The following is a 25804-nucleotide window of genomic DNA, read 5'->3' on the forward strand; positions in this document are numbered from 1 at the left end:
TCCCTGCCCACTCCCACCTGACGAGGCTCTGTGACCAAGCCCCTGCGCGTTGCCCTCATCGGCGCCGGCCCGGCCGGCATCTACGCCGCCGACATCCTGTCCAAGGCCGGCCTCGAGGTCTCCATCGACCTCTACGAGCGCCTCCCCGCCCCCTTCGGCCTGGTCCGGTACGGCGTGGCCCCCGACCACCCGCGCATCAAGCAGATCATCGTGGCGCTGCAGAAGATCCTCGCCCGCGGGGACATCCGGCTGGTCGGCAACGTCGACGTCGGCACGGACGTCACCATGGCGGAGCTGCGGCGCCACTACGACGCCGTCATCATCTCCACCGGCGCCGACAAGGACGCCCCGCTGCCCATCCCCGGTATCGACCTGCCCGGCAGCTACGGTGCCGCGGACTTCGTCTCCTGGTACGACGGGCACCCCGACGTCCCGCGCACCTGGCCGCTGGAGGCGCAGAGCGTCGCCGTCCTCGGCGTCGGGAACGTCGCGCTCGACGTCGCGCGCATCCTCGCCAAGCACGTCGAGGACCTCATGCCCACCGAGGTCCCGGAGAACGTCGTCGAGGGCCTGCGCCAGAGCCCGGTCACCGACGTCCACGTCTTCGGCCGCCGCGGACCCGCCCAGGTGAAGTTCACCCCCCTCGAGCTGCGTGAGCTCGGCAAGGTCCCCGACGTCGACGTCATCGTCTACGAGGAGGACTTCGAGTTCGACGAGGGCTCCGAGGCCGCGATCCGTTCGACCAACCAGACCAAGCAGGTCGTCAAGACGCTCACCGACTGGACGCTGCGCGACCCGGAGGAGCTCACCGCCTCCCGGCGCATCCACCTCCACTTCCTCCACCGGCCCGTGGAGATCCTCGGCACCGACCGTGTCGAGGGCATCCGCACCGAGCGCACCGAGCTCGTCGGGGACGGCACCGTGCGGGGCACCGGCGTCTTCGTCGACACGCCCGTCCAGGCCGTCTACCGGGCGGTCGGCTACTTCAGCTCCCCGCTCGACGGCGTCGCCTTCGACGGCGTCGCGGGCGTCGTCCCCAACGACGAGGGCCGCGTCCTGGACGAGGACGGCGAGATCGTCACCGGCCTCTACGCGACGGGCTGGATCAAGCGCGGACCGGTCGGCCTCATCGGCTCGACGAAGTCCGACGCCCAGCAGACGATCGGCCACCTCGTCGCCGACGTCGGCGCCGGACGCGTGACCCCGGGCAGCGCCCCGGCGGACCCCGACGCCCTCATCAGCGCCCTCGCGGAGCGTGGCGTGCCGACGACGAGCTGGTCCGGCTGGGAACTGCTCGACGCGTACGAGCGTTCCCTGGGTGAGGCCGAGGGGCGCGAGCGCGTCAAGGTCGTGCCCAGGGACGAGATGACCCGCGTGTCGCGGGGGGAGGAGAGCTGACGATGGACGGCGGTCGACGGCACCTGAACGGAGTCAAGACCGCGGCGCTCTTCGGCGTCATGTGGGCCGTCCTCCTCGGGATCGGCGGCCTCATCTCCAGCGGCACCGGCTCCGGTGCCTTCATCTGGCTCTTCGCCCTCATCGGCGTCGGCACGACGTTCTACAGCTACTGGAACTCCGACAAGCTGGCGATCCGCGCCATGGGCGCCCGTCCCGTCTCCGAGGCGGAGGCGCCGGCCATGTACCGGATCGTGCGCGAGCTCTCGACGACGGCGCGCCAGCCCATGCCGCGCCTGTACGTCTCGCCCACCGCCCAGCCCAACGCCTTCGCCACCGGCCGCAACCCGCGCAACGCCGCGGTCTGCTGCACGGCCGGCATCCTCCAGATCCTCGACGAGCGCGAGCTGCGTGGGGTGCTGGGCCACGAGCTCATGCACGTGTACAACCGCGACATCCTCACCTCCTCGGTGGCCGCGGCCATCGCGGGCCTCATCACCTCCGCGGCCCAGTTCCTCCTGTTCTTCGGGGGCGGGCGCGACCGCGGCGGCAACCCGCTGGCGATGATCGCGACGGCGCTGCTCGCCCCGATCGCCGCGTCCCTCATCCAGCTGGCGATCTCCCGCACCCGCGAGTTCGACGCCGACGAGGACGGCGCCCAGCTCACCGGTGACCCGATGGCCCTGGCCTCGGCCCTCGCCAAGCTCGAGCGCGGCACCGCGGCCGCCCCGCTGCGGCCCGAGCCCCGGCTCGAGGACGTCTCGCACATGATGATCGCCAACCCCTTCCGGGGCGGTGGCATGACCAAGCTCTTCGCCACCCACCCGCCGATGGCCGAGCGCATCGCCCGCCTGGAGCGGATGGCCGGCTACCGCTGAGCGGCGGGCGCCCTGAGGCGCCCCCGACGGACCGCCTACGCGACTGTGCGCCTCCTGTGCGCCTCAGCGGTAGTTGACGAACTGCAGGGCGGCGTCGATGTCGTCGGCGCCCTTGAGGAGCGCGATGACGGCCTGGAGGTCGTCGCGGTTCTTGGAGGTGACCCGCACCTCGTCGCCCTGGATCTGCGTCTTGACGCCCTTGGGGCCCTCGTCGCGGATGAGCTTGGTGACCTTCTTGGCGTTCTCCGAGCTCAGCCCCTCCTTGAGGGAGCCGACGAGACGGTACTCCTTGCCCGAGGCCTGGGGCTCGTTCTCGCCGGTGTCCAGCGCCTTGAGGGAGACCCCGCGGCGGATGAGCTTGCTCTGGAGCACGTCGAGGACGGCCAGCACGCGCTCCTCGGAGTTGGCCTTCATGAGGATCGCGTCCTCACCGCTCCACTCGACCGAGGCGCCCACGCCCTTGAAGTCGTAGCGCTGGGCGATCTCCTTGGCGGCCTGGTTGACGGCGTTGTCCACCTCCTGGCGGTCGATCTTGCTCACGACGTCGAAGGACGAGTCCGCTGCCATCGGTGGGTCTCCTAGGGTGCGAGGTGGATCACGTGGGTGCCGGGTTAGGAGCACCCGCTCCGGCTTGGTATTGTTCCACTCGGTCCTGCACGGACCAAGGCGGGTTGCCCGAGCGGCCAAAGGGAGCTGACTGTAAATCAGCCGCGGAATGCTTCGCAGGTTCGAATCCTGCACCCGCCACGCGAGACGGCCCGGATCCGATGGATCCGGGCTGTCGTCGTCACCGGCCGGGCCGACGGACGTGAGGAGGGCCACTGCCAGCCGATTTCGTCCCCGGCGCCCGGAGCATGTACGGTTGTCAGCGCCGCCCCGATAGCTCAGTCGGCAGAGCGTCTCCATGGTAAGGAGAAGGTCAAGGGTTCGATTCCCTTTCGGGGCTCCGATCGACGTCCACGTCGTGCGTCACGTAACATGGCGTGCCGGCCATGGTCGACGATCATGGCGGGGTAGCTCAGGTGGTTAGAGCACACGGCTCATAATCGTGGTGTCGCGGGTTCGAGTCCCGCCCCCGCTACTGAACGACATGGCTCCGGGGCCCCGGAGCCCCGATGAACGCGAGGAATACCGTGGCCAGCAAGTCCAGCGACGTCCGTCCGAAGATCACCCTCGCCTGCGAGGAGTGCAAGGAGCGGAACTACATCACCAACAAGAACCGTCGGAACAACCCCGACCGCCTCGAGGTGAAGAAGTACTGCCCGCGCGACAACCGCCACACCATCCACCGCGAGACCCGCTGACCGCGTGGACGCGCGTTCCGACCGCCCCACCAGCGTCAACCTGACGCTCGTGGGGCGTTCGTACGCCCCGACGGAGACGTACCGCGTGTCCGCCGCGAAGATCGCCGAGATGGCCGCCGCCACCGGTGCCGCGCACCCCGCGCACACGGACGCCGACGCCGCCCGGGAGCTCGGCTACGACGACGTCGTCGCGCCGCCCACCTTCGCCGTCGTCGTGGCCCAGCGCGCCGAGCAGGCCTACATCGCCGACCCCGAGTCGGGGATCGACTTCTCCCGCGTCGTCCACGCGGAGGAGCGCTTCACCCACCACCGCCCGATCGTCGCCGGTGACCTCCTGCGCACCACCGTCCACGTCGACGCCGTCACCGAGCGGGCGGGCATCGCGATGGTGAGCACCCGCGCCGAGATCGCCGACGACGCCGGTGCGCCGGTCGCGACGGTCCGCTCGACGCTCGCCGTGCGCGGGGAGGGACGCTGATGGACCTGTCCACCCTCACCGTCGGCGACGAGCTGTTCACCCGCACCTACACCGTCGACCGGGCGCTGCTCGTGCGCTACGCCGGTGCCTCCGGGGACTTCAACCCCATCCACTACAGCGAGCGCGTCGCCCGCGAGGTCGGCCTCGACGGCGTCATCGCCCACGGGATGGCGACGATGGGCCTGGCCGCGGCCGCCGTCGCCGACTGGGCGGGGGACCCGGGCGCCGTCGTCGACTACGGGGTGCGCTTCACCCGCCCGATCGTCGTGCCCGACCCCGGTGAGGTCGAGCTCGAGGTCACCGGGAAGGTCGGCGCCCTGGACGTCGAGGCCGGCACCGTGCGCGTCGACCTCACCGCCCGCGCAGCGGGAGTGACCGTGCTCGCCAAGGCCCAGGCCGTGGTCCGGCGCAGGTGAGCGCCACCGCTTCGCCCGCCGGCAGGCGGGCGACCAACGCGGTGCTCGGCGTCTTCGCCCTCAACGGCTTCCTCTTCGCCAGCTGGGTCTCCCGGCTGCCCGCCGTCCGCGACACCCTCGGGCTGAGCCCCGGTGAGATGGGCGCGCTCCTCCTCGTGGGCTCCGTCGGCTCCCTCCTCGCACTGCCCGTCGGCGGCGCCGTCGCCCAGCGCGTCGGCGCGGCCCTGACCGTGCGCGGCGGGGTCCTCGTCGCGGTGGTGGGCTTCGCGGTCGTCGCGGCGGGGCTGCTCGCCGGTACCGTCCCGCTGCTGGCCGTCGGCCTGCTCGTCGCGCAGATGGGGATCGCCGCCTGGGACGTCGCGATGAACCTCGAGGGCGGGCTGGTCGAGCACGAGATCGACCGCGAGATCATGCCCCGCTTCCATGCGGGGTTCTCGCTGGGCACCGTGGTCGGGGCAGGCGTCGGGGCGGGCGCCGCCCTCCTCGGGGTCCCGGTGGTCGCGCACCTCGCGGCCGTGGCCGTCGCCGTCGCCCTCGGCGGCCTGGCCGCCAGCCGCGGCTTCCTCCCCTTCACGCCCGCGCCCCCCGAGGCGGGACGACGACGTCGGCTCGCCGCCGCGCTCGGCGGGTGGCGCGAGCCGCGCACCCTCCTCGTCGGCGTCATGGTCCTCGCCTTCGCGCTCACCGAGGGCGCCGCCAACGACTGGCTCGCGCTCGGCGTCGTCGACGGCTTCGGCACGTCCGACGCCGCCGGTGCCCTCGGGTTCGGCGTCTTCGTCACCGCGATGACCGTCATGCGGCTGGCGGGCGAGCGGCTGCTCGCCCGCTTCGGACGCGTCGCGGTGCTGCGGGGCACGACCGTCCTCGCGCTCGCCGGTCTCCTCCTCTTCGCCCTGTCCCCGGTGCTGTGGTTGGCGCTCGTCGGCGGGGCGCTGTGGGGCCTGGGCGCGGCGCTCGGCTTCCCCGCGGGCATGAGCGCCGCGGGCGACGAGCCGCTGCGCGCGGCCACCCGCGTCTCGGTCGTCGCCTCGATCGGCTACACGGCCTTCCTGTGCGGCCCGCCGCTCCTCGGCCTGCTCGCCGAGCACGTCGGCTACCGCCGGGCGATGCTGGCGATCGCGGTGCCGCTCGCCGTCGCCTTCCTCGTGAGCCGCGCGGCACGTCCGCTCACCGGCGAGGAGCGGCCGCTGGACGCGCCGGCGCCCGGCCACGTCTAGATTGGTGCGGTGAGCACCGAGCAGTCCGCGGCCGCGCCGCCCACCCTGGGCGAGCTGACGACCTTCCGCGTCGGTGGGCCGGTGGCCCGCCTCGTCGACGCGACGACGGAGGCCGAGCTCGTCGACGCCGTGCGCGAGGCCGACGAGCGGGGCACCGCGCTCCTCGTCCTCGGCGGCGGCTCCAACCTCCTCGCCTCCGACGACGGCTTCGACGGCGTCGTCGTGCGCGACGCCCGGCGCGGCATCAGGACCGGGTCGCAGTACGCGTGCGCGGGGGTCTCGATCACCGTGCCCGCCGGCCATCCCTGGGACGACGTCGTCGCCACCGCTGTCGCCGAGGGCTGGCGCGGCGTGGAGGCCCTGTCCGGCATCCCCGGCTCCACCGGCGCCACCCCGGTCCAGAACGTCGGTGCCTACGGCCAGGAGGTCGCCGAGACCCTGGAGACGGTCCGCGTCTACGACCGCCTCGAGCAGCGCACGCGCACGCTCGTGGTGAGCGAGCTCGGGCTGGGCTACCGCACGAGCGTGCTCAAGCGATCCCTCACCGACACCCGCGCGGGCGGCGGGCGCACCTGGGGACCCACCGGCCGGTACGTCGTCCTGGAGGTCGGCTTCCAGCTCGCGCTCGGCTCCTCCTCCGCCCCCGTCCGGTACGCCGAGCTGGCACGCGTGCTCGGCGTCGAGCTCGGTGCCCGGGCACCGGCCGCCGAGGTCCGGCAGGCCGTCCTCGGGCTGCGCCGCGGCAAGGGGATGGTCCTCGACGACGCCGACCCCGACTCGTGGTCGGCCGGCTCGTTCTTCACCAACCCGGTGCTCCGTGTGGAGCAGGCCGACGCCCTGCTGCCGCCCGACGCCCCCCGGTTCCCGGTCGAGGACCGCTCCCGCCCGGCGTTCGGCGCCACCCCGCCCACCGTCCCGGGCCTGGTCAAGACCTCCGCCGCGTGGCTGATCTCCCGCTCCGGCGTCGAGCGCGGCCAGGGCGACCCCCGGCGAGCGGCGGTCTCGAGCAAGCACGTCCTGGCCCTGACCAACCGCGGGGAGGCGAGCGCCGCCGACGTCCTCACGCTCGCTCGCACCGTGCGCGACGCCGTGCACGCGCGCTTCGGCGTCGAGCTCGTCCCCGAGCCGGTCCTTCTCGGACTCAGTCTCTAGGACGCGAGCCAGGCGTCGATCTCGGTCAGCCAGCGCCGCTTGCTCGACTCCGCGGCGAGACTCGCGTGCACCGAGCCGCGGGCCAGCCCGGCGACCGCGGCGTCGTCCATGCCGTGGTCCTCCCGCGCGATCCGGTACTGGTCGGTGAGCCGGGCGACGAACAGGAGCGGGTCGTCGGCACTCAGCGCGATGCGGGCACCGGCCTCGTGGAGTGTGCGCAGCGGCACGTCCGCGGCCGTGGGGTAGACCCCCAGGGCGACGTTGCTGGCCGGAGCCAGCTCGAGCGCGATGCCCGCCGCGCTCACCTTCTCGAGCAGCCCGAGGTCCTCGGCGAGCCGCACACCGTGGCCCAGGCGGGTGGGGCCGAGGTGGGTGAGGACGGAGCGGACGTGGTCCGGGCCCAGGAGCTCGCCGCCGTGGGGGAGGCTCGCGAGCCCGGCCTGGCGGGCGATGGTGAAGGCGGAGGCGAACTCGCTCGTGTCCCCGCGCCGCTCGTCGTTGCTCAGCCCGAAGCCGATGACCTCGCCCGGGCCGTCACCGCTGTGCCGGACCGCGAGCCGCGCGAGCGTACGGGCGTCGAGCGGGTGGCGCGTCCGGGAGGCGGCGACGACGACGCCGACCTCCACGCCCGTCGTCCGGCTCGCCACCCGCGCCTCGTCCAGGACGATCTCCAGTGCCGGGGTGAGCCCACCGACGAAGGGGGCGTAGGACGTCGGGTCGACCTGGATCTCCAGGCGCCGCGACCCTTCTGCGGCGTCGTCCTCGGCCGCCTCGCGCACGATCCGCCGCATCGCGGCCTCGCTGCGCACGACCGCGCGGGCGGCGTCGTAGAGGCGTTGGAAGCGGAACCAGCCCCGCTCCCCGGCGGGCACGCGCAGCGCCTGCCCGTCGAGCAGCGCCGGAGGGAGCCGGATCCCGGCCTCGGTGGCGAGCTCGGCGAGGGTGCTGGGGCGCATCGAACCGGTGAAGTGGAGATGCAGGTGGGTCTTGGGCAGCGTCGTCAGGTCCCGCACGGGCCTGAGTCTGTCACGGACCCGGCCACGACGACGGGCGGCGGCGCGGCACCCGGACGTGGTGGACTGTCCCCATGGACGAGGCGGTGTCGCAGACCGAGCGGGACGACGTCGCCCTGCTCACCGGCCCGGGGGCGGCGGAGGTGCTCGGCGCGGCGCTCGCTGCCGAGGGCGGCACGCTCGGCCCGTGGCGGGTCCACACGGTGCACCACCGGCCCGGGGCCGGTGTCACCGTCGGGTACACCGTCCGCACCGGTGGCGACGCTCCGGACGACTACCTGTGCGCGACGACGGGCCGGGTCACCGCGCCGGCGGGTGCGGGGCTCGTGCGCCTGGAGAGCGGTGGCAGTGTCGTCCACGTGTGGCGCCACCCGGCCGACCCCGAGCTCCCGGCGCTCGCGGCGGCGTGCTCGCCGACGGGGCTGGCCCGGCGCCTGGGGGTGGACCGGCAGCCCGCGGTCGAGCTCCTCGCCTACCGGCCCCTGCGCCGCGCCGTCGTGCGGGCGCGCGGGGCGGGCCTCCGGGACGGGGAGGTCTACGCGAAGGTCGTGCGCCCGCGGGTGCTGGACCAGCTCGCCACCCGCCACCGGATGCTCACCGCGGCCGGGGTCCCCGCACCGGAGGTGATCCACGCGGACGGCGACGGGCTCCTCGTCATCCGCGCGGGGCGCGGCACGTCCCTGGCGCACGCGCTCGCGCGGGGGGTGGAGCCGGCGCAGGCACGCGCCGTGCTCGACGACGTCGTCGCCGTCCTCGACCGCCTGCCCGCGGCCGCCCTCGAGCTGCCGCGGCGCGCCGCCTGGGCCGAGCGGGCCGGGCACTACGCCCACGCGGCGAGCGTGGTCCTTCCCGAGCACCGCGCGCGCATCGAGGCCCTCGCGGACGGTGTGGCCGCCGCGCTGGCGACGACCGACGCCGGCCCGGTGGTGCCCACGCACGGTGACCTCTACGAGGCGAACCTCCTCACGACCGACGGGCGGGTCAGCACGCTGCTCGACGTCGACTCCCTGGGGCCCGGGCACCGGGTCGACGACCTCGCCTGCCTCCTCGCGCACGTGAGCGTGCTGCCGCACCTCGCCCCGCGGACCTACCCGGGCGTGCCCAAGGTCCTCGAGACGTGGACGCAGCAGTGCGAGCGTCACGTGGACCCCGGCGCGCTACGGGCCCGGACGGCGGGTGTGGTGCTCTCGCTCGTCGCCGGTGCACGCCGTACGGGGGCGGCGGGCTGGCGCACCGACGCCGAGGGCCGGCTGGCGGAGGCCGAGAGCTGGCTCGCCCGCGCCAGATGAGAGTCCTCTCATCCGGCCTTCCTCGCCGTCTCATGAAGGGGGGCTGGGCTGGTCCCGGGTGCGGTAGGCGCACCCGGGGAGGAGGGACAGGCGATGAGCGCACGACGCTGGGTCACGACGGGGGTCCTGGGGGCGCTGGGCATCGGCGGGGCCGGGCTGGCCGCCGCGGCCATCACCGAGCCGCCCGCCGGCCAGACGCTGCCCGCGGTGCGGGTGGCCGGCGAGCAGGCATCCGCACCGGCCACCCCGGACACGCGGGCCACCGACCCCGCGTCCCCGGACCCCGGGACGGCGACGACGGCGGCCACGCCACCCACCGCGGAGACTGCCGCGGACGCCCCCCGGAAGGACGCCGCGCCCGCCGGCGAGCCTGCGCGGACCCAGGCACCCGAGCGCGCCCAGGCGCCGCAGCGCACGCAGGCGCCCGCCCGGGTGAGCGCGCCCACCGACGTCAGTGCCCCGAGCCCGGTGACCGCGCCCTCCCCGGTGACGCCCCAGTCGCCGCAGAGCGCGCCGTCGGCCGACTCCGGTGACTGATGAGAGCCCCCTCATCACCACCTCCTCCTGGTCTCACCCGTGCCCGGTTGGGTAGGAGACACAGCCCCGCCACGGCGGCCGACGACAGGAGATGAAGGATGAGGACACGCAGGAGCTGGATCGCCACCGGAGCACTCGGTGCCGTCGCCGTCATCGGCGGTAGCGTCGTCAGTGCCACCGCGGACGACTCCGCCACCACCGCGGGCGCGCGCATCGACGTCGCGGCGACCGACGCACCGACGGTCGGGACCACCACCCGGCCGGAGGCGGACGCCCGCGCGACGGACCCCGCCTCGCCCTCCGCCGGCTCGGCGGTCACGGCCCACACCGCGGTCAGTGCGCAGACCGCCCAGACGCCGACGACCCCGCCGAGCCCGGCCACGCCCCCGAGCCCGGCCAGTGCCCCGAGCCCGGCCACGCCGCCGAGCCCGGCCAGCCCGCCGAGCCCGGCCACGCCCCCGAGCCCGGCCAGCCCGGCCAGCCCGCCGAGCCCGGCCAGCCCGCCGAGCCCGGCCAGCCCGGCGTCGGCCGACTCCGCAGACTGACCGCCCGACCCGCGCACGAGAGCCGGCCCCCACGAGGGGGTCGGCTCTCACGTCGCCCGGCGCCTCTCGCCCGCGTGCACCGACGGGGGCGGCGCTCAGCGGGTGGTGTCGACGAGGCGGTAGCCCATGCCGCGCACGGTGACGATCCGCTCGGCACCGACCTTCTTGCGCAGGTAGCGGACGTAGACGTCCACGACGTTGGAGCCCGGGTCGAAGTCGTAGCCCCACACGCGGTCGAGCAGCTGCTCGCGGCTGAGCACCTGACCCGGGTGGGACAGGAAGGTCTCGGCCAACGAGAACTCCCGGGCGGACAGCTCGACCTCCCGCCCGGCGACCGTCGCGTGCCGGGTGCGCAGGTCCAGGGAGAGGTCACCGACGGAGAGGACGCTCGTCGCCTGGGTGCCCTGGTCCGGCGCGCGCAGGCGCAGCCGGATCCGTGCGAGCAGCTCCTCGAAGCGGAATGGCTTGGGCATGTAGTCGTCGGCCCCGCCCTCGAGGCCGGCGACGGTGTCGTCCACCGAGGTCCGGGCCGTGAGGATGATGACGGGCAGGGCCGAGCCGGCCTCGCGCAGCCGGCGCAGCACGGCGAAGCCGTCCATGTCCGGCAGTCCGATGTCGAGGACGAGCAGCTGGACGTCCCCGGCGAGCGCGAGGACGAGCGCCTCCTGCCCCGTCGTCACGGCCGTCGAGGCGTACCCGGCGGCTCGCAGGCCCTTGGTGATGAAGGAGGAGATGCCGGGCTCGTCCTCGGCGATCAGGATCTGGGACATCTACCTGGCTCCGTCCTGGCCGCCGCCCCCGGCGGCCACCTCGTCGGGGTCGACGACGATCTCGTCGTCGGGGATGGGGACCGGCTCGACACCGGGCGCGGGCAGGAGCAGCGTGAAGCGCGCCCCCCGGCCAGGGGCGGAGGTCACCGCGACCCGCCCGTGGTGGGCGGCCGCGATCGCCGCGACGATCGACAGCCCCAGACCGGACCCCGCCGCCGGGCGCCCCCGCGGGCCGGTCACCTGGGCGAAGCGCTCGAAGATCCGGTCCTGCTGCTCGGGCGGGATGCCGATGCCCTCGTCCTCGACCCACAGGGCCAGCTCGTCGCCCTCGAGGCGGGAGCCGAGACGGACGGTGCTGCCGTCGTCGGAGAACTTCACCGCGTTGGCGGCGAGCTGGAGGAGCGCCTGCGTCACGCGCTCGGGGTCGACGTCGACGACCGCCTCGGCGCGGTTCGTCACCCGCCACCGCCGGTCGCCCAGCTGGCGGGCCTGGTCGAGGACGTTGTCGAGGAGCGTGCCGACGTCCGTCGGCTCGGTCCGCACGAAGTCCGGGGCCTCGGACCGGGCGAGCAGGACGAGGTCGTCGGCCAGCCGGTGCATGCGGTCCAGCTCGCGCAGCGCGAGCGCCCGCGTCTCGGTCGCGTCCTGCTCGTCGGACGGGTCCATGAGCTCGAGGTGGCCCCGGACGATGGTGATCGGCGTGCGCAGCTCGTGCCCGGCGTCGTCGAGGAGCCGGCGCTGGGAGCGGAAGGCCGTCTCCAGCCGTCCGAGCATGTCGTTGAAGGTTCGGGCGACCTCGGACAGGTCGTCGGTGCCGTCGACCGGGATGCGGCGGGACAGGTCGGTGACGCTGATCTGCTCCGCCGTCTCCCGCAGCGTCCGCAGCGGCCGCAGCAGGCGCCCGGAGAGGACCCACCCGACGACGGCGAGCACGAGGAGCGAGCCGGCGGCGACGATGCCGTAGGTCCGGAAGGTCGCACCGACCTCCGCCTGCTCCGCGTCACGGTCGAAGGCGAGGATCATCGCGCCCGGTGTCGAGTCCCCGACCTGGACCGGCACGGCGGCGTAGCGGTACTCCCGCTGCGAGGTCCGCAGCGTGTCGATGACGACGCGGTCGAGCTGCCAGGCGTCCGAGAGGGCGTGGACGAGCTCGGGGTCCAGCGCGAGGGGGACCCCGATGTCCTGGGTCTGGTAGCGGACGTTGTCCCGGATGAAGGCGATCATGCCCTCGTGGGTCGCCGGCACCTCCCGGCTCATCATCGTGTAGAGCAGGCGGTCGGAGTCCCGGAAGGCGGTGCCGGTGTCCGGGTCGACGCCCGTCGCCGCCAGGGTGCGCAGCTCGGTGATCGTCCGGCCCAGGGCCTCGTCGATGTTCCGGTCCACGCGGATGCGCTGCAGACCCCACGCCGTCCCTCCGGCCGCGACGAGCGCGAGCGCGCTCAGCACCAGCACGGTCGCGAGGATGCGGGCGCGGACCGTGAGGGGACGACGGCGGGTGCTCACGGGCCCAGTATCGGGGCGGGGCATGAGACAGGGATGAGAAAGGGCCCGGACATCTCGCCCGGGCCCTTCTCGTCGCGTGCTCGGCTCAGCCGAGGAGCTCCTGGATGCGGCGGATGCCCTCGACCAGGTCGTCGGTCCCGAGCGCGTAGCTCAGGCGGAGGTAGCCGCTGGGGCCGAAGGCCTCACCGGGGACGACGGCGACCTCGGCCTCCTCGAGGATGAGCGCCGCCAGCTCCGCGGAGGTCTGCGGCGTGCGGCCGCGGATGGTCCGCCTGAGGACGCCCTCGACGTTCGGGTAGGCGTAGAAGGCCCCGCGCGGGGTGGGGACCTCGACGCCGTCGATCTCCCGCAGCATGCCCACCATCGTGCGGCGCCGCTCGTCGAAGGCGGCCCGCATCGTCTCGACGGCGCTGAGGTCGCCGGACACCGCCGCGAGGGCGGCGCGCTGGGAGACGTTCGCGACGTTGGAGGTGAGGTGGGACTGGAGGTTCGTCGCCGCCTTGATGACGTCGCTCGGGCCGGCCATCCAGCCCACCCGCCAGCCGGTCATCGCGTAGGTCTTGGCGACGCCGTTGAGGACGATCGTCGTGTCGGCCAGCTCGGGCACGGCCCGCAGGACGGGGGTGAACACGGCGTCGTCGTACACGAGGTGCTCGTAGATCTCGTCGGTGATGACCCACACGCCGTGCTCGTGCGCCCAGCGGCCGATCGCGGCGGTCTGCTCGGGGGAGTAGACGGCGCCGGTGGGGTTGGAGGGGGAGCAGAAGAGCAGCGCCTTGGTGCGGGAGGTGCGGGCCGCCTCGAGCTGCTCGACCGTGACGAGGTAGTCCTGGTCGGAGCCGGCGAAGACCTCGACGGTGCGGCCCCCGGCCAGCGCGATGGCCTCCGGGTAGGTGGTCCAGTACGGGGCGGGGAGGATGACCTCGTCGCCCGGGTCGATGATCGCGGCGAAGGCCTGGTAGACCGCCTGCTTGCCGCCGTTCGTCACGAGGACCTGGTCCGGGGAGACCTCGTACCCGGAGTCCCGCAGCGTCTTGGCCGCGATGGCCTCGCGCAGGACGGGCAGGCCCTTGGCAGGGGAGTAGCGGTGGTTGACCGGGTCCTGCGCCGCGGCGACGGCCGCGTCGACGATGTACTGCGGCGTGGGGAAGTCCGGCTCGCCGGCGCCGAAGCCGATGACCGGCCGGCCGGCGGCCTTGAGCGCCTTCGCCTTCGCGTCGACCGCCAGCGTGGCGCTCTCGGCGATCGCCGCCAGCCGGGCGGAGACGCGCGTGGGGGACGGGGTGCTCGGGGTGCTCGTGTGCTCGCTCACCCGGCTATGGTGGCACGGCTCGAGGATGCCGTCCCAGGGCCGCCCGTCCCGCGGACGAGCCCCCCGCGACGAGCGTCACGGGGAGCCGTATTCGACCAAGCGGCCCCGGACGCGTACACTCGATCCCTGGTGGCTCTCGACCATCGGCTGGACCGCGCGCTGCGACGGTCCGTCGGCGGGAGGAAGTCGCGAAGGGCAGTGGCGCAATTGGTAGCGCACCGGTCTCCAAAACCGGCGGTTGTGGGTTCGAGTCCCTCCTGCCCTGCAGCAGCGGCGTCGGCACGGCGCCCTCAGCCACGACACCCAGACCAGTGAGGAAGACCGCCTGTGAGTGAGTCCGCGAGCACGACCTCGGGCAAGCCCGAGCGTGCCGGCCGCGACGGGGCCGGGACGACCAAGAAGCGTGGTCTGTTCGCCCGGATCGCGCTGTTCGTCCGCCAGGTGATCGCCGAGCTGAAGAAGGTCGTCAAGCCGACCCGCAACGAGCTGTTCACGTTCTTCGTCGTCGTCATCGTCTTCGTGCTGGCGATCATGGCCTACGTGGGCCTTGTCGACCTGGGCTTCGGGCGGCTGGCGCTGTGGGTGTTCGGCGGCTGAGCCGCCCCCCGCAGCATCGAACTACGACGCAAGAAAGTTGGTGACCCCGTGACTGAGGAGACCGTGGAGCACACGGCCCCGGACGAGGCTCCTGACGACACCCCGAGCGACCTGCCGGGTGCGGAGGCCGAGAGCCCCGCAGCCGTGACGGAGGCCGAGGCGGCAGGCGAGGACTCGACCCCGGCCGAGGACCCGGCCGTCGTCGAGGACACGTCCGAGGACGCCGAGGACGTCTCCCCCGAGGAGGAGTTCCGCCGCGAGCTGCGGCTGCTGCCGGGCTACTGGTACGTCGTGCACTCCTACGCGGGCTACGAGAAGCGCGTCAAGGCGAACCTCGAGAACCGCATCCAGAGCCTCAACATGGAGGACTACATCTTCCAGGTCGAGGTCCCGATGGAGGACGTCGTCGAGATCAAGAACTCCCAGCGCAAGCTCGTCACCCGGGTCCGCATCCCGGGCTACGTGCTCGTGCGCATGGACCTGACCGACGAGTCGTGGGGCGCGGTGCGCCACACGCCCGGTGTCACCGGCTTCGTCGGCCACACGCACCAGCCCGTGCCGCTGACCGAGGACGAGGTCTTCTCGATGCTCGCCCCGACCCTCGCCCCCAAGGAGACGGCCAAGGCCGCCGCCGGCGGGAGTGCCCCGAGCACCCCGATCGAGGTCGAGTTCTCCGTCGGCGAGTCCGTCACCGTCACCGACGGGCCCTTCGAGACCCTCCCGGCCACGATCTCCGAGATCAGCCCGGAGCAGCAGAAGCTCAAGGTGCTCGTGTCGATCTTCGGCCGGGAGACCCCGGTCGAGCTGTCGTTCTCGCAGGTCGCCAAGATCTGAGCGGACGGCCCCCGGCGCACGCTTCCTGCTGCGCCGGACCCGCAAGGCGGCGTCGGCGGTCACCGGCGCCCAGGAACATAAGGACGCACCATGCCTCCCAAGAAGAAGGTCGCAGGCCTGATCAAGCTCCAGATCCAGGCCGGCGCCGCGACCCCCGCGCCGCCCATCGGCCCCGCGCTGGGCCAGCACGGCGTGAACATCATGGAGTTCTGCAAGGCGTACAACGCCGCGACCGAGTCGCAGCGCGGCAACGTCATCCCGGTCGAGATCACGGTGTACGAGGACCGCTCGTTCACCTTCATCACCAAGACCCCGCCGGCCGCCGAGCTCATCAAGAAGGCCGCCGGCGTCGCCAAGGGCTCCGGCACCCCGCACACCGCGAAGGTCGGCAGCCTCACGATGGCGCAGGTCCGCGAGATCGCCGAGGGCAAGATGGTCGACCTCAACGCCAACGACGTCGACGCCGCCGCGAAGATCATCGCCGGCACCGCCCGTTCCATGGGCATCACCGTCTCGGACTGAGGCACCAGGACGCTCCCCGCGTCCGTCGTTCCAGGCGCCTCGGCGCCCCGTGGCAGGGTCCGGCGCGGACCCGCGGACCACGACTGCTGAAACTAGGAGAAGCAGCATGACCACGCGCAGCAAGAACTACCGCAAGGCGGCCGAGAAGATCGACCGCTCCCAGGTCTACGCCCCCCTCGAGGCCGTCCGCCTCGCCAAGGAGAGCGCGACCACCACGTTCGACCAGACCGTCGAGGTCGTCTTCCGTCTCGGCGTCGACCCCCGCAAGGCGGACCAGATGGTGCGCGGCACCGTCAGCCTGCCCCACGGCACCGGCAAGTCGGCCCGCGTCCTCGTCTTCGCCGTCGGCGAGCGCGCGGCGCAGGCCGAGGCCGCCGGCGCCGACGAGGTCGGCGGCGACGAGCTCATCGAGAAGGTCGCCGGGGGCTACACGAACTTCGACGCCGCCGTCGCGACGCCGGACCTTATGGGCAAGGTGGGCCGCCTCGGCCGCGTGCTCGGCCCCCGTGGCCTCATGCCCAACCCGAAGACCGGCACGGTGACCATGGACGTCGCCAAGGCGGTCACGGAGATCAAGGGCGGGCGGATCGAGTTCCGCGTCGACAAGAACTCCAACCTCCACTTCATCGTGGGCAAGGCCTCCTTCACCGAGGAGCAGCTGGTGGAGAACTACGCGGCCGCCCTCGACGAGGTCCTGCGGCTCAAGCCGGCCTCGGCCAAGGGCCGGTACATCTCCAAGGCCACCATGGCCACGACGATGGGCCCGGGCATCCCGCTCGACGCCACCCTCACGCGCAACCTCACGTCGGACAGCCCGTCCTGACCTGAGCGTCCGTCAGCAGCGCCCCGGCCCACGAGGACCGGGGCGCTGCTGCGTCTGCGTGTGCGGTGCGGCACACCGGCACCCGCGAGCTTGGACCGGGGCCCGGTCCCGGGGTACTGTTGCCTCTGCCCAAGACCGCCGGTCCCCCGTCAGCCATGACGGGTCGAAGTCCGCAGCAAGCGGAGCCAGCGCAGGTGCTCATGTGACGCCGTCTCGCGACGCGCCCCGTGCACACGCTGCGCGGGGCTTTTCTGTTGCTCGACTCCATCCTCCGGCGGCACGACCGAGAAGGAGGGCCATGGCGAGGCCTGACAAGGTGGCGGCAGTCACCGAGCTCACGCAGCAGCTGCGTGAGGCAAACGCCGTCGTGCTCACCGAGTACCGCGGGCTCAGCGTCGGCCAGCTCAAGGAGCTGCGTCGCTCGCTCGGCACCAATGCCAGCTACGCCGTCGTGAAGAACACGCTGACCACCATCGCGGCGAAGGAGGCTGGGCTCGAGGGACTCGAGGCGCAGCTCACCGGCCCGACGGCGATCGCGTTCGTGACCGGGGAGCCTTCCGAGGCTGCCAAGGGTCTGCGTGACTTCGCCAAGAGCAACCCCCAGCTCGTCATCAAGGGCGGCGTGCTCGAGGGCCGGACGCTGTCGGCGCAGGACGTCGACACGCTCGCGAGCCTCGAGAGCCGTGAGGTGCTGCTGGGCAAGGCGGCTGGCGCGTTCAAGGCAGCGCTCTACCAGGCTGCGTACCTGTTCACCGCGCCGGCCACCCAGGCCGCGCGCACCATCGAGGCCCTGCGCGAGAAGCAGGCCGCCGACGCCGCCTGAGGCTTCGGTACCCCCACCCCACCCTGCTCCACGCAGTAGACAGCACAGGGCAGAACAACCAGGAAGGACGCCACCATGGCGAAGCTCACCACCGACGAGCTCATCGAGGCTTTCAAGGAGCTCACCCTCATCGAGCTCTCCGAGTTCGTGAAGCAGTTCGAGGAGACCTTCGAGGTCACCGCCGCTGCTCCGGTCGCCGCTGCCGCGGCCGCCCCGGCCGGCGGCGGCGACGCCGGCGCCGCCGAGGAGGAGAAGACCGAGTTCGACGTCGTCCTCGACGCGATCGGCGACAAGAAGATCCAGGTCATCAAGGAGGTCCGCGCGCTCACGAGCCTCGGCCTCAAGGAGGCCAAGGACCTCGTGGACTCGGCCCCCAAGGCCATCCTCGAGGGCGTCGACAAGGACACCGCGGACAAGGCCAAGGAGGCCCTCGAGGGCGCCGGGGCCACCGTCTCCGTCAAGTGACCTCGTAGCACCACCCGGCCTCACGGCCCGTCACGGCCCGGCACCCCTCGGGGTGCCGGGCCTTCGACGTCCTGTCGGATCTCCCGGCGCGCCATGACTTCTCCGACCCGAGACGATGGCGTATGGTGGCGGCGTCGGTCCGACCAGGGTCCGCAGCGCGAGGGTGCGCTGGACACAGCCCTGCGCACGTGTGTATGCTGTCGCTTTGCGCTGACTTCTGCCTGCCTGTCTGCCGCCCCCGAACCCTGCCACGTGCCGGGTCGACGCGACGAGGAGACAGTCCCGACAGCGCAGTGTGCACACAATTCGCAGGGAAGGACCCCCTTTGGCTGCCTCGCGCACCTCTTCTGTTCCCACCGCTGAAGACATCGCCACTCGGCTCGCATCGCGCCGAGTCTCGTTCGCCAAGATCCAGGAGCCGCTCCAGGCGCCCGACCTCCTCGGGCTGCAGACCGAGAGCTTCGACTGGCTCCTCGGCAACCCGGCGTGGCGCGACCGCGTCGCCGCTGCCATCGAGCAGGGCGACAAGAACGTTCCCCGCACCTCGGGACTGGAGGAGATCTTCGCGGAGATCTCCCCGATCGAGGACTTCGGCCAGTCGATGTCCCTCTCCTTCAACGACCACCGCTTCGAGCCGGCGAAGTACACGCCGGAGGAGTGCAAGGAGAAGGACTTCACCTACGCCGCCCCGCTGTTCGTCACGGCGGAGTTCACGAACTACGAGACCGGCGAGATCAAGTCGCAGACGGTCTTCATGGGCGACTTCCCGCTCATGACCGAGCGCGGCACGTTCATCATCAACGGCACCGAGCGTGTCGTCGTCTCCCAGCTCGTCCGCTCCCCGGGCGTGTACTTCGAGCGCAGCGCCGACAAGACGTCCGACAAGGACATCTTCACGACGAAGATCATCCCCTCGCGTGGCGCCTGGCTCGAGTTCGAGATCGACAAGCGCGACGCCGTCGGTATCCGCATCGACCGCAAGCGCAAGCAGTCGATCACCGTCTTCCTGCGCGCGCTGGGTATGACGGAGAGCGAGATCCGCGAGGAGTTCGCCGACTACCCGGTCCTCCTGGAGACCCTCGAGAAGGACAACGTCAGCACCCAGGACGAGGCCCTGCTCGACATCTACCGCAAGGTCCGCCCCGGCGAGCCGCCGACGGTCGAGGCCGGTCGCAACCTCCTCGACAACTACTACTTCAACTCCAAGCGCTACGACCTCGCCAAGGTCGGCCGCTACAAGGTGAACAAGAAGCTCGGCACGAGCGGTGACCTCACCGAGTCCGTGCTGCGCGTCGAGGACGTCAAGGCCGCGGTCCGCTACCTCCTCGCCCTGCACAAGGGCGAGACGGAGTACACCGTCGAGCGCGACGGCGAGCAGGTCACGGTGCGCGTCGAGACCGACGACATCGACCACTTCGGCAACCGCCGCATCCGCTCCGTGGGTGAGCTCATCCAGAACCAGATCCGCACGGGTCTGTCCCGGATGGAGCGCGTCGTGCGCGAGCGCATGACCACGCAGGACGTCGAGGCGATCACGCCGCAGACCCTCATCAACATCCGGCCGGTCGTCGCCTCCATCAAGGAGTTCTTCGGCACGTCGCAGCTCTCGCAGTTCATGGACCAGAACAACCCGCTGGCCGGGCTGACGCACAAGCGTCGTCTCAACGCCCTCGGCCCCGGTGGTCTGTCCCGTGACCGCGCGGCGATGGAGGTCCGTGACGTCCACCCCTCGCACTACGGCCGCATGTGCCCGATCGAGACCCCTGAGGGCCCGAACATCGGCCTCATCGGCTCGCTCGCGACCTTCGCGCGCATCAACCCCTTCGGGTTCGTCGAGACCCCCTACCGTCGCGTCGTCGACGGCCGGGTCACCGACGACGTCGACTACCTCACGGCCGACGACGAGGACCGCTACGTCATCGCGCAGGCCAACGCCAAGCTCGACGACGACGGCCGCTTCCGTGAGGAGCAGGTCCTCGTCCGGGCGAGCGGCGGCAGCGGCGAAATGGCCACCGTCCCCGCGGACGAGATCGACTACATGGACGTCTCCGCCCGCCAGATGGTGTCCGTCGCCACCGCGATGATCCCGTTCCTCGAGCACGACGACGCGAACCGCGCGCTCATGGGCGCCAACATGCAGCGTCAGGCGGTCCCGCTGGTCCGCAGCGAGGCGCCGCTCGTCGGCACCGGCATGGAGCGTCGTGCGGCAGTGGACGCCGGGGACGTCATCACGGCGAGCAAGCCCGGTGTCGTCACCGAGGTCTCCGCGGACGCGATCCACGTGGCCGCCGACGACGGCACGAACCAGGTCTACCGCGTCGCGAAGTTCCGTCGCTCCAACCAGGGCACGTCCTACAACCAGCGCGTGCTGGTCGACGAGGGCGACCGCGTCGAGGTCGGCTCCGCGCTGGCCGACGGCCCGGCGACCGACGACGGCGAGCTGGCCCTGGGCCGCAACCTCCTCGTCGCGTTCATGTCGTGGGAGGGCCACAACTACGAGGACGCGATCATCCTCTCCCAGCGTCTCGTGGCCGAGGACGTCCTGTCCTCGATCCACATCGAGGAGCACGAGGTCGACGCCCGCGACACCAAGCTCGGTGCCGAGGAGATCACCCGGGACATCCCGAACGTCTCCGAGGACGTGCTGGCCGACCTCGACGAGCGCGGCATCATCCGCATCGGCGCCGAGGTCAGCGCCGGTGACATCCTCGTCGGCAAGGTCACCCCGAAGGGCGAGACCGAGCTGACCAGCGAGGAGCGCCTGCTGCGCGCGATCTTCGGTGAGAAGGCCCGCGAGGTGCGCGACACGTCCCTCAAGGTGCCCCACGGTGAGTCCGGGACCGTCATCGGGATCCAGGAGTTCAACGCGGACGAGGACGACGAGCTGCCCGCCGGCGTCAACCAGATGGTGCGCGTCTACATCGCCCAGCGCCGCAAGATCACCGACGGCGACAAGCTCGCCGGGCGCCACGGCAACAAGGGTGTCATCTCCAAGATCCTCCCCGTCGAGGACATGCCCTTCCTCGAGGACGGCACGCCGGTCGACATCATCCTCAACCCGCTCGGTGTGCCCGGCCGCATGAACGTCGGCCAGGTGCTCGAGACCCACCTCGGGTGGGTCGCCAAGCAGGGCTGGGACGCCACCGACGCGCCGCAGGGCGAGGGCACGTGGACCGAGAACCTGCCCGAGGGCTCGCTGCGCGGAGAGGCCGGGACCCCGGTCGCGACGCCGGTGTTCGACGGCATCCACGAGCACGAGCTCACCGGTCTGCTCGGCCACACGACGCCCAACCGTGACGGCCAGCGCGTGGTCGGCACCGACGGCAAGGCGCGCCTGTTCGACGGCCGCTCCGGGGAGCCCTTCCCCGAGCCCGTCGCGGTCGGCTACATGTACATCCTCAAGCTCCACCACCTCGTGGACGACAAGATCCACGCCCGCTCCACCGGCCCGTACTCGATGATCACCCAGCAGCCGCTGGGCGGTAAGGCACAGTTCGGTGGCCAGCGCTTCGGTGAGATGGAGGTGTGGGCCCTGGAGGCCTACGGCGCCGCCTACGCGCTGCAGGAGCTCCTGACGATCAAGTCCGACGACATCCCCGGACGCGTCAAGGTGTACGAGGCCATCGTCAAGGGCGAGAACATCCCCGAGCCCGGCATCCCCGAGTCCTTCAAGGTGCTCATGAAGGAGATGCAGTCCCTGTGCCTGAACGTCGAGGCCCTGGACGCGGAGGGCAACGCCATCGAGCTGCGTGACGCCGACGAGGAGGTCTACCGGGCTGCCGACGAGCTCGGGATCGACCTGTCGCGTCGTCCCGACGCCAGCAGCGTCGACGACATCTAGGAGGCCGCGGCTGCCGTGACGCCCGGCGTCACGGCAGCCCCGCCGGCCCCGTTTGGATTCCACACGGTGACATACCGAAGGAAGTAGGAAACCTTGCTCGACGTCAATGTCTTCGACCAGCTCCACATCGGCCTGGCCACGGCATCGGAGATCCGTGGGTGGTCCCACGGAGAGGTGAAGAAGCCCGAGACGATCAACTACCGCACGCTCAAGCCCGAGAAGGACGGCCTGTTCTGCGAGCGGATCTTCGGTCCCACCCGGGACTGGGAGTGCAACTGCGGCAAGTACAAGCGCGTGCGGTACAAGGGCATCATCTGCGAGCGCTGTGGTGTCGAGGTCACGCGCTCCAAGGTGCGCCGTGAGCGGATGGGCCACATCGAGCTCGCCGCCCCCGTCACCCACATCTGGTACTTCAAGGGCGTCCCCTCGCGCCTGGGGTACCTGCTCAACCTCGCCCCGAAGGACCTCGAGAAGGTCATCTACTTCGCGGCGTACATGATCACCGAGGTCGACCAGGACGGTCGCCACGAGGACCTGTCCAGCCTCCAGAACGAGATGGACCTCGAGAAGCAGGACGTCGAGCGCAAGCGCGACACCGACATCGAGGGCCGCGCCAAGCGCCTGGAGGAGGACCTCGCCGAGCTCGAGCAGGCCGGGGCCAAGGCCGACGCCCGCGAGAAGCTGCGCAAGTCCGCCGAGCGCGAGATGGCGCAGATCCGCAAGCGCGCCGACCAGGACCTCGACCGTCTCGACACGATCTGGGACCGGTTCAAGAACCTCAAGGTCGGTGACCTCGAGGGTGACGAGCTGCTCTACCGCGAGCTCCAGGCCCGCTACGGCATCTACTTCAAGGGCTACATGGGGGCCGAGGCCATCCAGAAGCGCCTGGAGACCTTCGACCTGGCCGCCGAGGCCGAGTCGCTGCGCGAGACGATCTCGACCGGCACCGGGCAGCGCAAGACCCGCGCCCTCAAGCGCCTCAAGGTCGTCAACGCGTTCCTCACCACGGAGAACTCGCCGCTGGGCATGGTCCTGGACGCCGTCCCGGTCATCCCGCCGGACCTGCGTCCGATGGTCCAGCTGGACGGTGGCCGCTTCGCGACCTCCGACCTCAACGACCTCTACCGCCGCGTCATCAACCGGAACAACCGCCTCAAGCGGCTGCTCGACCTCGGTGCGCCGGAGATCATCGTCAACAACGAGAAGCGGATGCTCCAGGAGGCCGTCGACTCGCTGTTCGACAACGGCCGCCGTGGCCGTCCGGTCACTGGGCCGGGCAACCGCGCGCTCAAGTCGATCTCCGACATGCTCAAGGGCAAGCAGGGCCGGTTCCGGCAGAACCTGCTCGGCAAGCGCGTCGACTACTCCGGCCGTTCGGTCATCGTCGTCGGCCCGCAGCTGCAGCTGCACCAGTGCGGTCTGCCCAAGCAGATGGCGCTCGAGCTCTTCAAGCCCTTCGTCATGAAGCGGCTCGTCGACCTCAACCACGCGCAGAACATCAAGGCCGCCAAGCGGATGGTCGAGCGGGCCCGCACCCAGGTGTGGGACGTGCTCGAGGAGGTCATCACCGAGCACCCCGTGCTGCTCAACCGTGCCCCCACCCTGCACCGCCTCGGCATCCAGGCCTTCGAGCCGCAGCTCGTCGAGGGCAAGGCCATCCAGCTCCACCCGCTCGTGTGCGGCGCCTTCAACGCCGACTTCGACGGCGACCAGATGGCCGTGCACCTGCCGCTGAGCACCGAGGCGCAGGCCGAGGCCCGCATCCTCATGCTCTCGAGCAACAACATCCTCAAGCCCTCGGACGGCCGTCCGGTGACCATGCCCACCCAGGACATGATCATCGGCCTGTTCCACCTCACCGGTGAGAAGGCCGACGCGACGGGTGCCGGCCGGGTCTTCGGCTCGCCCTCCGAGGCTCGCATGGCCTTCGACGCCGGCGAGCTCGACATCAACGCGACCGTGCGGATCCGCTTCACCGACCTCGTCCCGCCGCTCGGCTGGACGGCGCCGGAGGGCTGGGAGGAGGGTGACTCGATCACCCTCGAGACCTCCCTGGGCCGCGCGCTGTTCAACGAGGCGCTGCCGATCGACTACCCGTTCGTCAACGGCGTCGTCGGCAAGAAGGAGCTCTCGGGGATCGTCAACGACCTCGCCGAGCGCTACCCGAAGGTCGAGGTGGCCGCGAGCCTCGACGCCCTCAAGGAGGCCGGTTTCCACTGGGCCACCCGCTCGGGCGTGACGATCGCGATCTCCGACGTCGTCGCCCCGGACATCAAGGCGCACATCCTCGAGTCCTACGAGGAGAAGGCCCAGAAGGTCCAGCGCGAGTACGACCTCGGCCGCCGCAGCGAGGAGGAGCGTCGCTCCGAGCTCATCGACATCTGGACCCAGGCGACCAACGAGGTCGACCAGGCCATGCGAGCGAACTTCCCGGCGGACAACAACATCTTCCGGATGGTGACCTCCGGTGCCCGTGGTAACTGGCACCAGGTGCGTCAGATCGCCGGTATGCGTGGTCTGGTCGCCGACCCCAAGGGCCAGATCATCCCGCGTCCGATCAAGTCGAACTACCGCGAGGGCCTGTCGGTCCTCGAGTACTTCACCGCGACGCACGGCGCCCGCAAGGGGCTGGCGGACACCGCGCTGCGGACCGCCGACTCCGGCTACCTCACCCGTCGTCTCGTCGACGTCTCCCAGGACGTCATCGTCCGCGAGGACGACTGCGGGACCACGCTGGGCCTCACCCTGCCGATCGCGGAGACGGACTCCTCCGGGAACCTCATGCTGCTCGACACCGTCGAGACCAGCGTCTACGCCCGTACGCTCGCCCAGGACGCCGCGACCGACGACGGCACCGTCGTCGCCGAGGGGGGCGAGGACGTCGGTGACGTCCTCATCGCCAAGCTCGTGGCCGCGGGGGTCACGCAGGTCAAGGTCCGCTCGGTCCTCACCTGCCAGTCCCGGGTGGGCACCTGCGCCAAGTGCTACGGCCGCTCGCTGGCCACCGGCAAGCTCGTCGACATCGGTGAGGCCGTCGGCATCATCGCGGCGCAGTCCATCGGTGAGCCCGGCACGCAGCTGACCATGCGGACCTTCCACACCGGTGGTGCGGCCTCGGCCGAGGACATCACCCAGGGTCTGCCCCGTATCCAGGAGCTCTTCGAGGCCCGCACCCCCAAGGGTGAGGCGCCGATCAGCGAGGCCGCCGGCCGCGTGAAGATCGACGACTCCGAGCGGACCCGCAAGATCGTCGTCGTCCGCGACGACGGCGGTGAGGACCTGGCCTACCCGGTCTCCAAGCGCGTGCGCCTGCTGGTCGAGGACGGCGAGCACATCGCCGTCGGCCGCCAGCTCGTCGCCGGCGCCGTGGACCCGAAGAAGGTCCTGCGCATCCTCGGCCCGCGCGCGGTCCAGAAGCACCTCGTCGACCAGGTCCAGGAGGTCTACCGCTCCCAGGGCGTGGACATCCACGACAAGCACGTCGAGGTCATCGTCCGCCAGATGCTGCGCCGCGTCACCGTGCTCGACTCCGGCGACTCCCGGCTCCTGCCGGGTGAGCTCGCCGAGCGCGGCCGCTTCGAGGACGAGAACCGTCGCACCGTCTCCGAGGGCGGGGCGCCGGCCTCCGGCCGCCCCGAGCTCATGGGCATCACCAAGGCGTCGCTGGCCACGGACTCGTGGCTGTCGGCGGCCTCCTTCCAGGAGACCACCAAGGTGCTGACCGAGGCCGCGATGAGCGGGCGGCGCGACCCGCTCCTCGGCCTCAAGGAGAACGTCATCCTCGGAAAGCTCATCCCCGCCGGCACGGGCCTGCCCCGCTACCGCAACGTGGACGTCGAGCCCACCGAGGAGGCCAAGGCCAAGGCCTTCTCCCAGCTGGGTTACAGCGAGCTGGACTTCGTCCAGGGCGGCTCGGACCCGATCATGCTCGAGGAGCTGGACTTCGGCCCGGACTCCTTCGGCGTGGACTTCCGCGGCGTGTGACCGACCGTGGGGCGGCCGCTGGTGCGGCCGCCCCACGGAACGCGTGACGGACGTCAAGCCGCCACGCTTTGACGCAAGAAACTGCGGCAGAGTACGCTACTGGGCG

At 71.7% G+C, this 25804-nt stretch carries 23 protein-coding genes and 4 tRNA genes; 22 read left to right on the forward strand and 5 right to left on the reverse strand.

Features of this window, described 5'->3' with window-relative positions; genetic code table 11:
- The first annotated feature begins 30 nt into the window (after window positions 1–30).
- A complete protein-coding gene (locus tag GD632_RS00490; protein WP_226924376.1) occupies window positions 31–1398 on the forward strand; it encodes an FAD-dependent oxidoreductase in 1368 nt (455 codons plus the stop codon).
- A gap of 2 nt (window positions 1399–1400) precedes the next feature.
- Complete coding sequence (gene htpX / locus GD632_RS00495; protein ID WP_152187559.1) at window positions 1401–2273, forward strand: zinc metalloprotease HtpX; 873 nt, start codon at window positions 1401–1403, stop codon at window positions 2271–2273.
- 63 nt (window positions 2274–2336) lie between these two features.
- Here the strand turns inward: htpX and GD632_RS00500 are convergent, their stop codons facing one another.
- Window positions 2337–2840, reverse strand: a complete 504-nt coding sequence (locus tag GD632_RS00500) for a YajQ family cyclic di-GMP-binding protein (protein ID WP_152187561.1) — start codon at window positions 2838–2840, stop codon at window positions 2337–2339.
- Window positions 2841–2938: 98 nt separating this feature from the next.
- Here GD632_RS00500 and GD632_RS00505 point away from each other — a divergent pair.
- The 8 genes from GD632_RS00505 (at window position 2939) to GD632_RS00540 (ending at window position 6840) form a co-directional block, all read left to right on the forward strand.
- Window positions 2939–3020 (forward strand) — tRNA-Tyr (locus tag GD632_RS00505).
- A gap of 126 nt (window positions 3021–3146) precedes the next feature.
- Window positions 3147–3219 (forward strand) — tRNA-Thr (locus GD632_RS00510).
- A 61-nt stretch (window positions 3220–3280) separates the two neighbouring features.
- Window positions 3281–3354: transfer RNA gene (locus tag GD632_RS00515), tRNA-Met, on the forward strand.
- A gap of 34 nt (window positions 3355–3388) precedes the next feature.
- A complete protein-coding gene (gene rpmG / locus GD632_RS00520) occupies window positions 3389–3577 on the forward strand; it encodes a 50S ribosomal protein L33 (RefSeq protein ID WP_110852505.1) in 189 nt (62 codons plus the stop codon).
- 4 nt (window positions 3578–3581) lie between these two features.
- Entirely contained in the window at window positions 3582–4055 is a 474-nt protein-coding gene (locus GD632_RS00525; RefSeq protein WP_193311270.1) for an FAS1-like dehydratase domain-containing protein, read from the forward strand.
- Window positions 4055–4471, forward strand: coding sequence for a MaoC/PaaZ C-terminal domain-containing protein (locus GD632_RS00530; protein ID WP_152187564.1), 417 nt, complete (start codon window positions 4055–4057; stop codon window positions 4469–4471). The genes GD632_RS00525 and GD632_RS00530 overlap by 1 nt, the downstream gene beginning before the upstream one ends.
- Window positions 4468–5688, forward strand: a complete 1221-nt coding sequence (locus tag GD632_RS00535; RefSeq protein ID WP_152187566.1) for an MFS transporter — start codon at window positions 4468–4470, stop codon at window positions 5686–5688. The genes GD632_RS00530 and GD632_RS00535 overlap by 4 nt, the downstream gene beginning before the upstream one ends.
- Window positions 5689–5697: 9 nt before the next feature.
- Complete coding sequence (locus GD632_RS00540; protein WP_226924377.1) at window positions 5698–6840, forward strand: UDP-N-acetylmuramate dehydrogenase; 1143 nt, start codon at window positions 5698–5700, stop codon at window positions 6838–6840.
- Here the strand turns inward: GD632_RS00540 and GD632_RS00545 are convergent.
- Entirely contained in the window at window positions 6837–7853 is a 1017-nt protein-coding gene (locus tag GD632_RS00545; protein ID WP_152187571.1) for an adenosine deaminase, read from the reverse strand. The two genes, GD632_RS00540 and GD632_RS00545, sit on opposite strands and share 4 nt — an antisense overlap.
- 74 nt (window positions 7854–7927) lie before the next feature.
- Between GD632_RS00545 and GD632_RS00550 the strand changes: the two genes are divergently transcribed.
- The 3 genes from GD632_RS00550 (at window position 7928) to GD632_RS00560 (ending at window position 10224) form a co-directional block, all read left to right on the forward strand.
- Complete coding sequence (locus GD632_RS00550; RefSeq protein ID WP_152187573.1) at window positions 7928–9142, forward strand: aminoglycoside phosphotransferase family protein; 1215 nt, start codon at window positions 7928–7930, stop codon at window positions 9140–9142.
- Between the two features lie 93 nt (window positions 9143–9235).
- Entirely contained in the window at window positions 9236–9679 is a 444-nt protein-coding gene (locus GD632_RS00555) for a hypothetical protein (RefSeq protein ID WP_152187575.1), read from the forward strand.
- Window positions 9680–9777: 98 nt separating this feature from the next.
- On the forward strand, window positions 9778–10224 hold the full coding sequence (locus GD632_RS00560) for a hypothetical protein (protein WP_152187577.1): 447 nt from the start codon (window positions 9778–9780) through the stop codon (window positions 10222–10224).
- A gap of 95 nt (window positions 10225–10319) precedes the next feature.
- Here GD632_RS00560 and GD632_RS00565 read toward each other — a convergent pair whose 3' ends face one another.
- From GD632_RS00565 to GD632_RS00575, 3 genes are all read right to left on the reverse strand, one after another.
- On the reverse strand, window positions 10320–10994 hold the full coding sequence (locus GD632_RS00565; RefSeq protein WP_152187580.1) for a response regulator transcription factor: 675 nt from the start codon (window positions 10992–10994) through the stop codon (window positions 10320–10322).
- Complete coding sequence (locus GD632_RS00570) at window positions 10995–12497, reverse strand: sensor histidine kinase (RefSeq protein WP_226924378.1); 1503 nt, start codon at window positions 12495–12497, stop codon at window positions 10995–10997. It lies immediately after the preceding gene.
- Window positions 12498–12582: 85 nt separating this feature from the next.
- On the reverse strand, window positions 12583–13809 hold the full coding sequence (locus GD632_RS00575) for a pyridoxal phosphate-dependent aminotransferase (RefSeq protein ID WP_152187584.1): 1227 nt from the start codon (window positions 13807–13809) through the stop codon (window positions 12583–12585).
- Between the two features lie 192 nt (window positions 13810–14001).
- On the opposite strand from GD632_RS00575, the gene GD632_RS00580 reads away from it, so the two are divergent.
- The 9 genes from GD632_RS00580 (at window position 14002) to GD632_RS00620 (ending at window position 25698) form a co-directional block, all read left to right on the forward strand.
- Window positions 14002–14074, forward strand: a tRNA-Trp gene (locus tag GD632_RS00580).
- 62 nt (window positions 14075–14136) lie between these two features.
- Window positions 14137–14406 carry a preprotein translocase subunit SecE gene (secE, locus tag GD632_RS00585; protein ID WP_152187586.1) on the forward strand — a complete coding sequence of 90 codons (270 nt, stop codon included), beginning with the start codon at window positions 14137–14139 and terminating at the stop codon, window positions 14404–14406.
- Window positions 14407–14454: 48 nt separating this feature from the next.
- Entirely contained in the window at window positions 14455–15240 is a 786-nt protein-coding gene (gene nusG, locus GD632_RS00590) for a transcription termination/antitermination protein NusG (protein ID WP_152187588.1), read from the forward strand.
- Window positions 15241–15330: 90 nt separating this feature from the next.
- Window positions 15331–15762, forward strand: a complete 432-nt coding sequence (gene rplK, locus GD632_RS00595; protein WP_152187590.1) for a 50S ribosomal protein L11 — start codon at window positions 15331–15333, stop codon at window positions 15760–15762.
- A gap of 106 nt (window positions 15763–15868) precedes the next feature.
- A complete protein-coding gene (gene rplA, locus GD632_RS00600) occupies window positions 15869–16585 on the forward strand; it encodes a 50S ribosomal protein L1 (protein WP_152187592.1) in 717 nt (238 codons plus the stop codon).
- Window positions 16586–16883: 298 nt separating this feature from the next.
- Window positions 16884–17408 (forward strand): 50S ribosomal protein L10, encoded by a 525-nt coding sequence (gene rplJ / locus GD632_RS00605; RefSeq protein WP_152187594.1) that lies wholly within the window; start codon window positions 16884–16886, stop codon window positions 17406–17408.
- A 75-nt stretch (window positions 17409–17483) separates the two neighbouring features.
- Window positions 17484–17873 (forward strand): 50S ribosomal protein L7/L12, encoded by a 390-nt coding sequence (gene rplL, locus GD632_RS00610; protein WP_152187596.1) that lies wholly within the window; start codon window positions 17484–17486, stop codon window positions 17871–17873.
- A gap of 325 nt (window positions 17874–18198) precedes the next feature.
- Entirely contained in the window at window positions 18199–21714 is a 3516-nt protein-coding gene (rpoB, locus tag GD632_RS00615) for a DNA-directed RNA polymerase subunit beta (protein WP_152187598.1), read from the forward strand.
- 93 nt (window positions 21715–21807) lie between these two features.
- Window positions 21808–25698, forward strand: a complete 3891-nt coding sequence (locus GD632_RS00620; RefSeq protein WP_152187600.1) for a DNA-directed RNA polymerase subunit beta' — start codon at window positions 21808–21810, stop codon at window positions 25696–25698.
- Window positions 25699–25804: the final 106 nt, after the last annotated feature.

This window comes from Georgenia satyanarayanai (assembly GCF_009193135.1).
Taxonomy (GTDB): domain Bacteria; phylum Actinomycetota; class Actinomycetes; order Actinomycetales; family Actinomycetaceae; genus Oceanitalea; species Oceanitalea satyanarayanai.

Coding starts and splice junctions, on each gene's coding strand:
- htpX (WP_152187559.1), top strand. CDS start 1,401: ATGGACGGCGGTCGACGGCACCTGAACGGAGTCAAGACCGCGGCGCTC.
- GD632_RS00500 (WP_152187561.1), bottom strand. CDS start 2,840: ATGGCAGCGGACTCGTCCTTCGACGTCGTGAGCAAGATCGACCGCCAG.
- rpmG (WP_110852505.1), top strand. CDS start 3,389: ATGAACGCGAGGAATACCGTGGCCAGCAAGTCCAGCGACGTCCGTCCG.
- GD632_RS00530 (WP_152187564.1), top strand. CDS start 4,055: ATGGACCTGTCCACCCTCACCGTCGGCGACGAGCTGTTCACCCGCACC.
- GD632_RS00550 (WP_152187573.1), top strand. CDS start 7,928: ATGGACGAGGCGGTGTCGCAGACCGAGCGGGACGACGTCGCCCTGCTC.
- GD632_RS00555 (WP_152187575.1), top strand. CDS start 9,236: ATGAGCGCACGACGCTGGGTCACGACGGGGGTCCTGGGGGCGCTGGGC.
- GD632_RS00560 (WP_152187577.1), top strand. CDS start 9,778: ATGAGGACACGCAGGAGCTGGATCGCCACCGGAGCACTCGGTGCCGTC.
- GD632_RS00565 (WP_152187580.1), bottom strand. CDS start 10,994: ATGTCCCAGATCCTGATCGCCGAGGACGAGCCCGGCATCTCCTCCTTC.
- rplK (WP_152187590.1), top strand. CDS start 15,331: ATGCCTCCCAAGAAGAAGGTCGCAGGCCTGATCAAGCTCCAGATCCAG.
- rplA (WP_152187592.1), top strand. CDS start 15,869: ATGACCACGCGCAGCAAGAACTACCGCAAGGCGGCCGAGAAGATCGAC.
- rplJ (WP_152187594.1), top strand. CDS start 16,884: ATGGCGAGGCCTGACAAGGTGGCGGCAGTCACCGAGCTCACGCAGCAG.
- rplL (WP_152187596.1), top strand. CDS start 17,484: ATGGCGAAGCTCACCACCGACGAGCTCATCGAGGCTTTCAAGGAGCTC.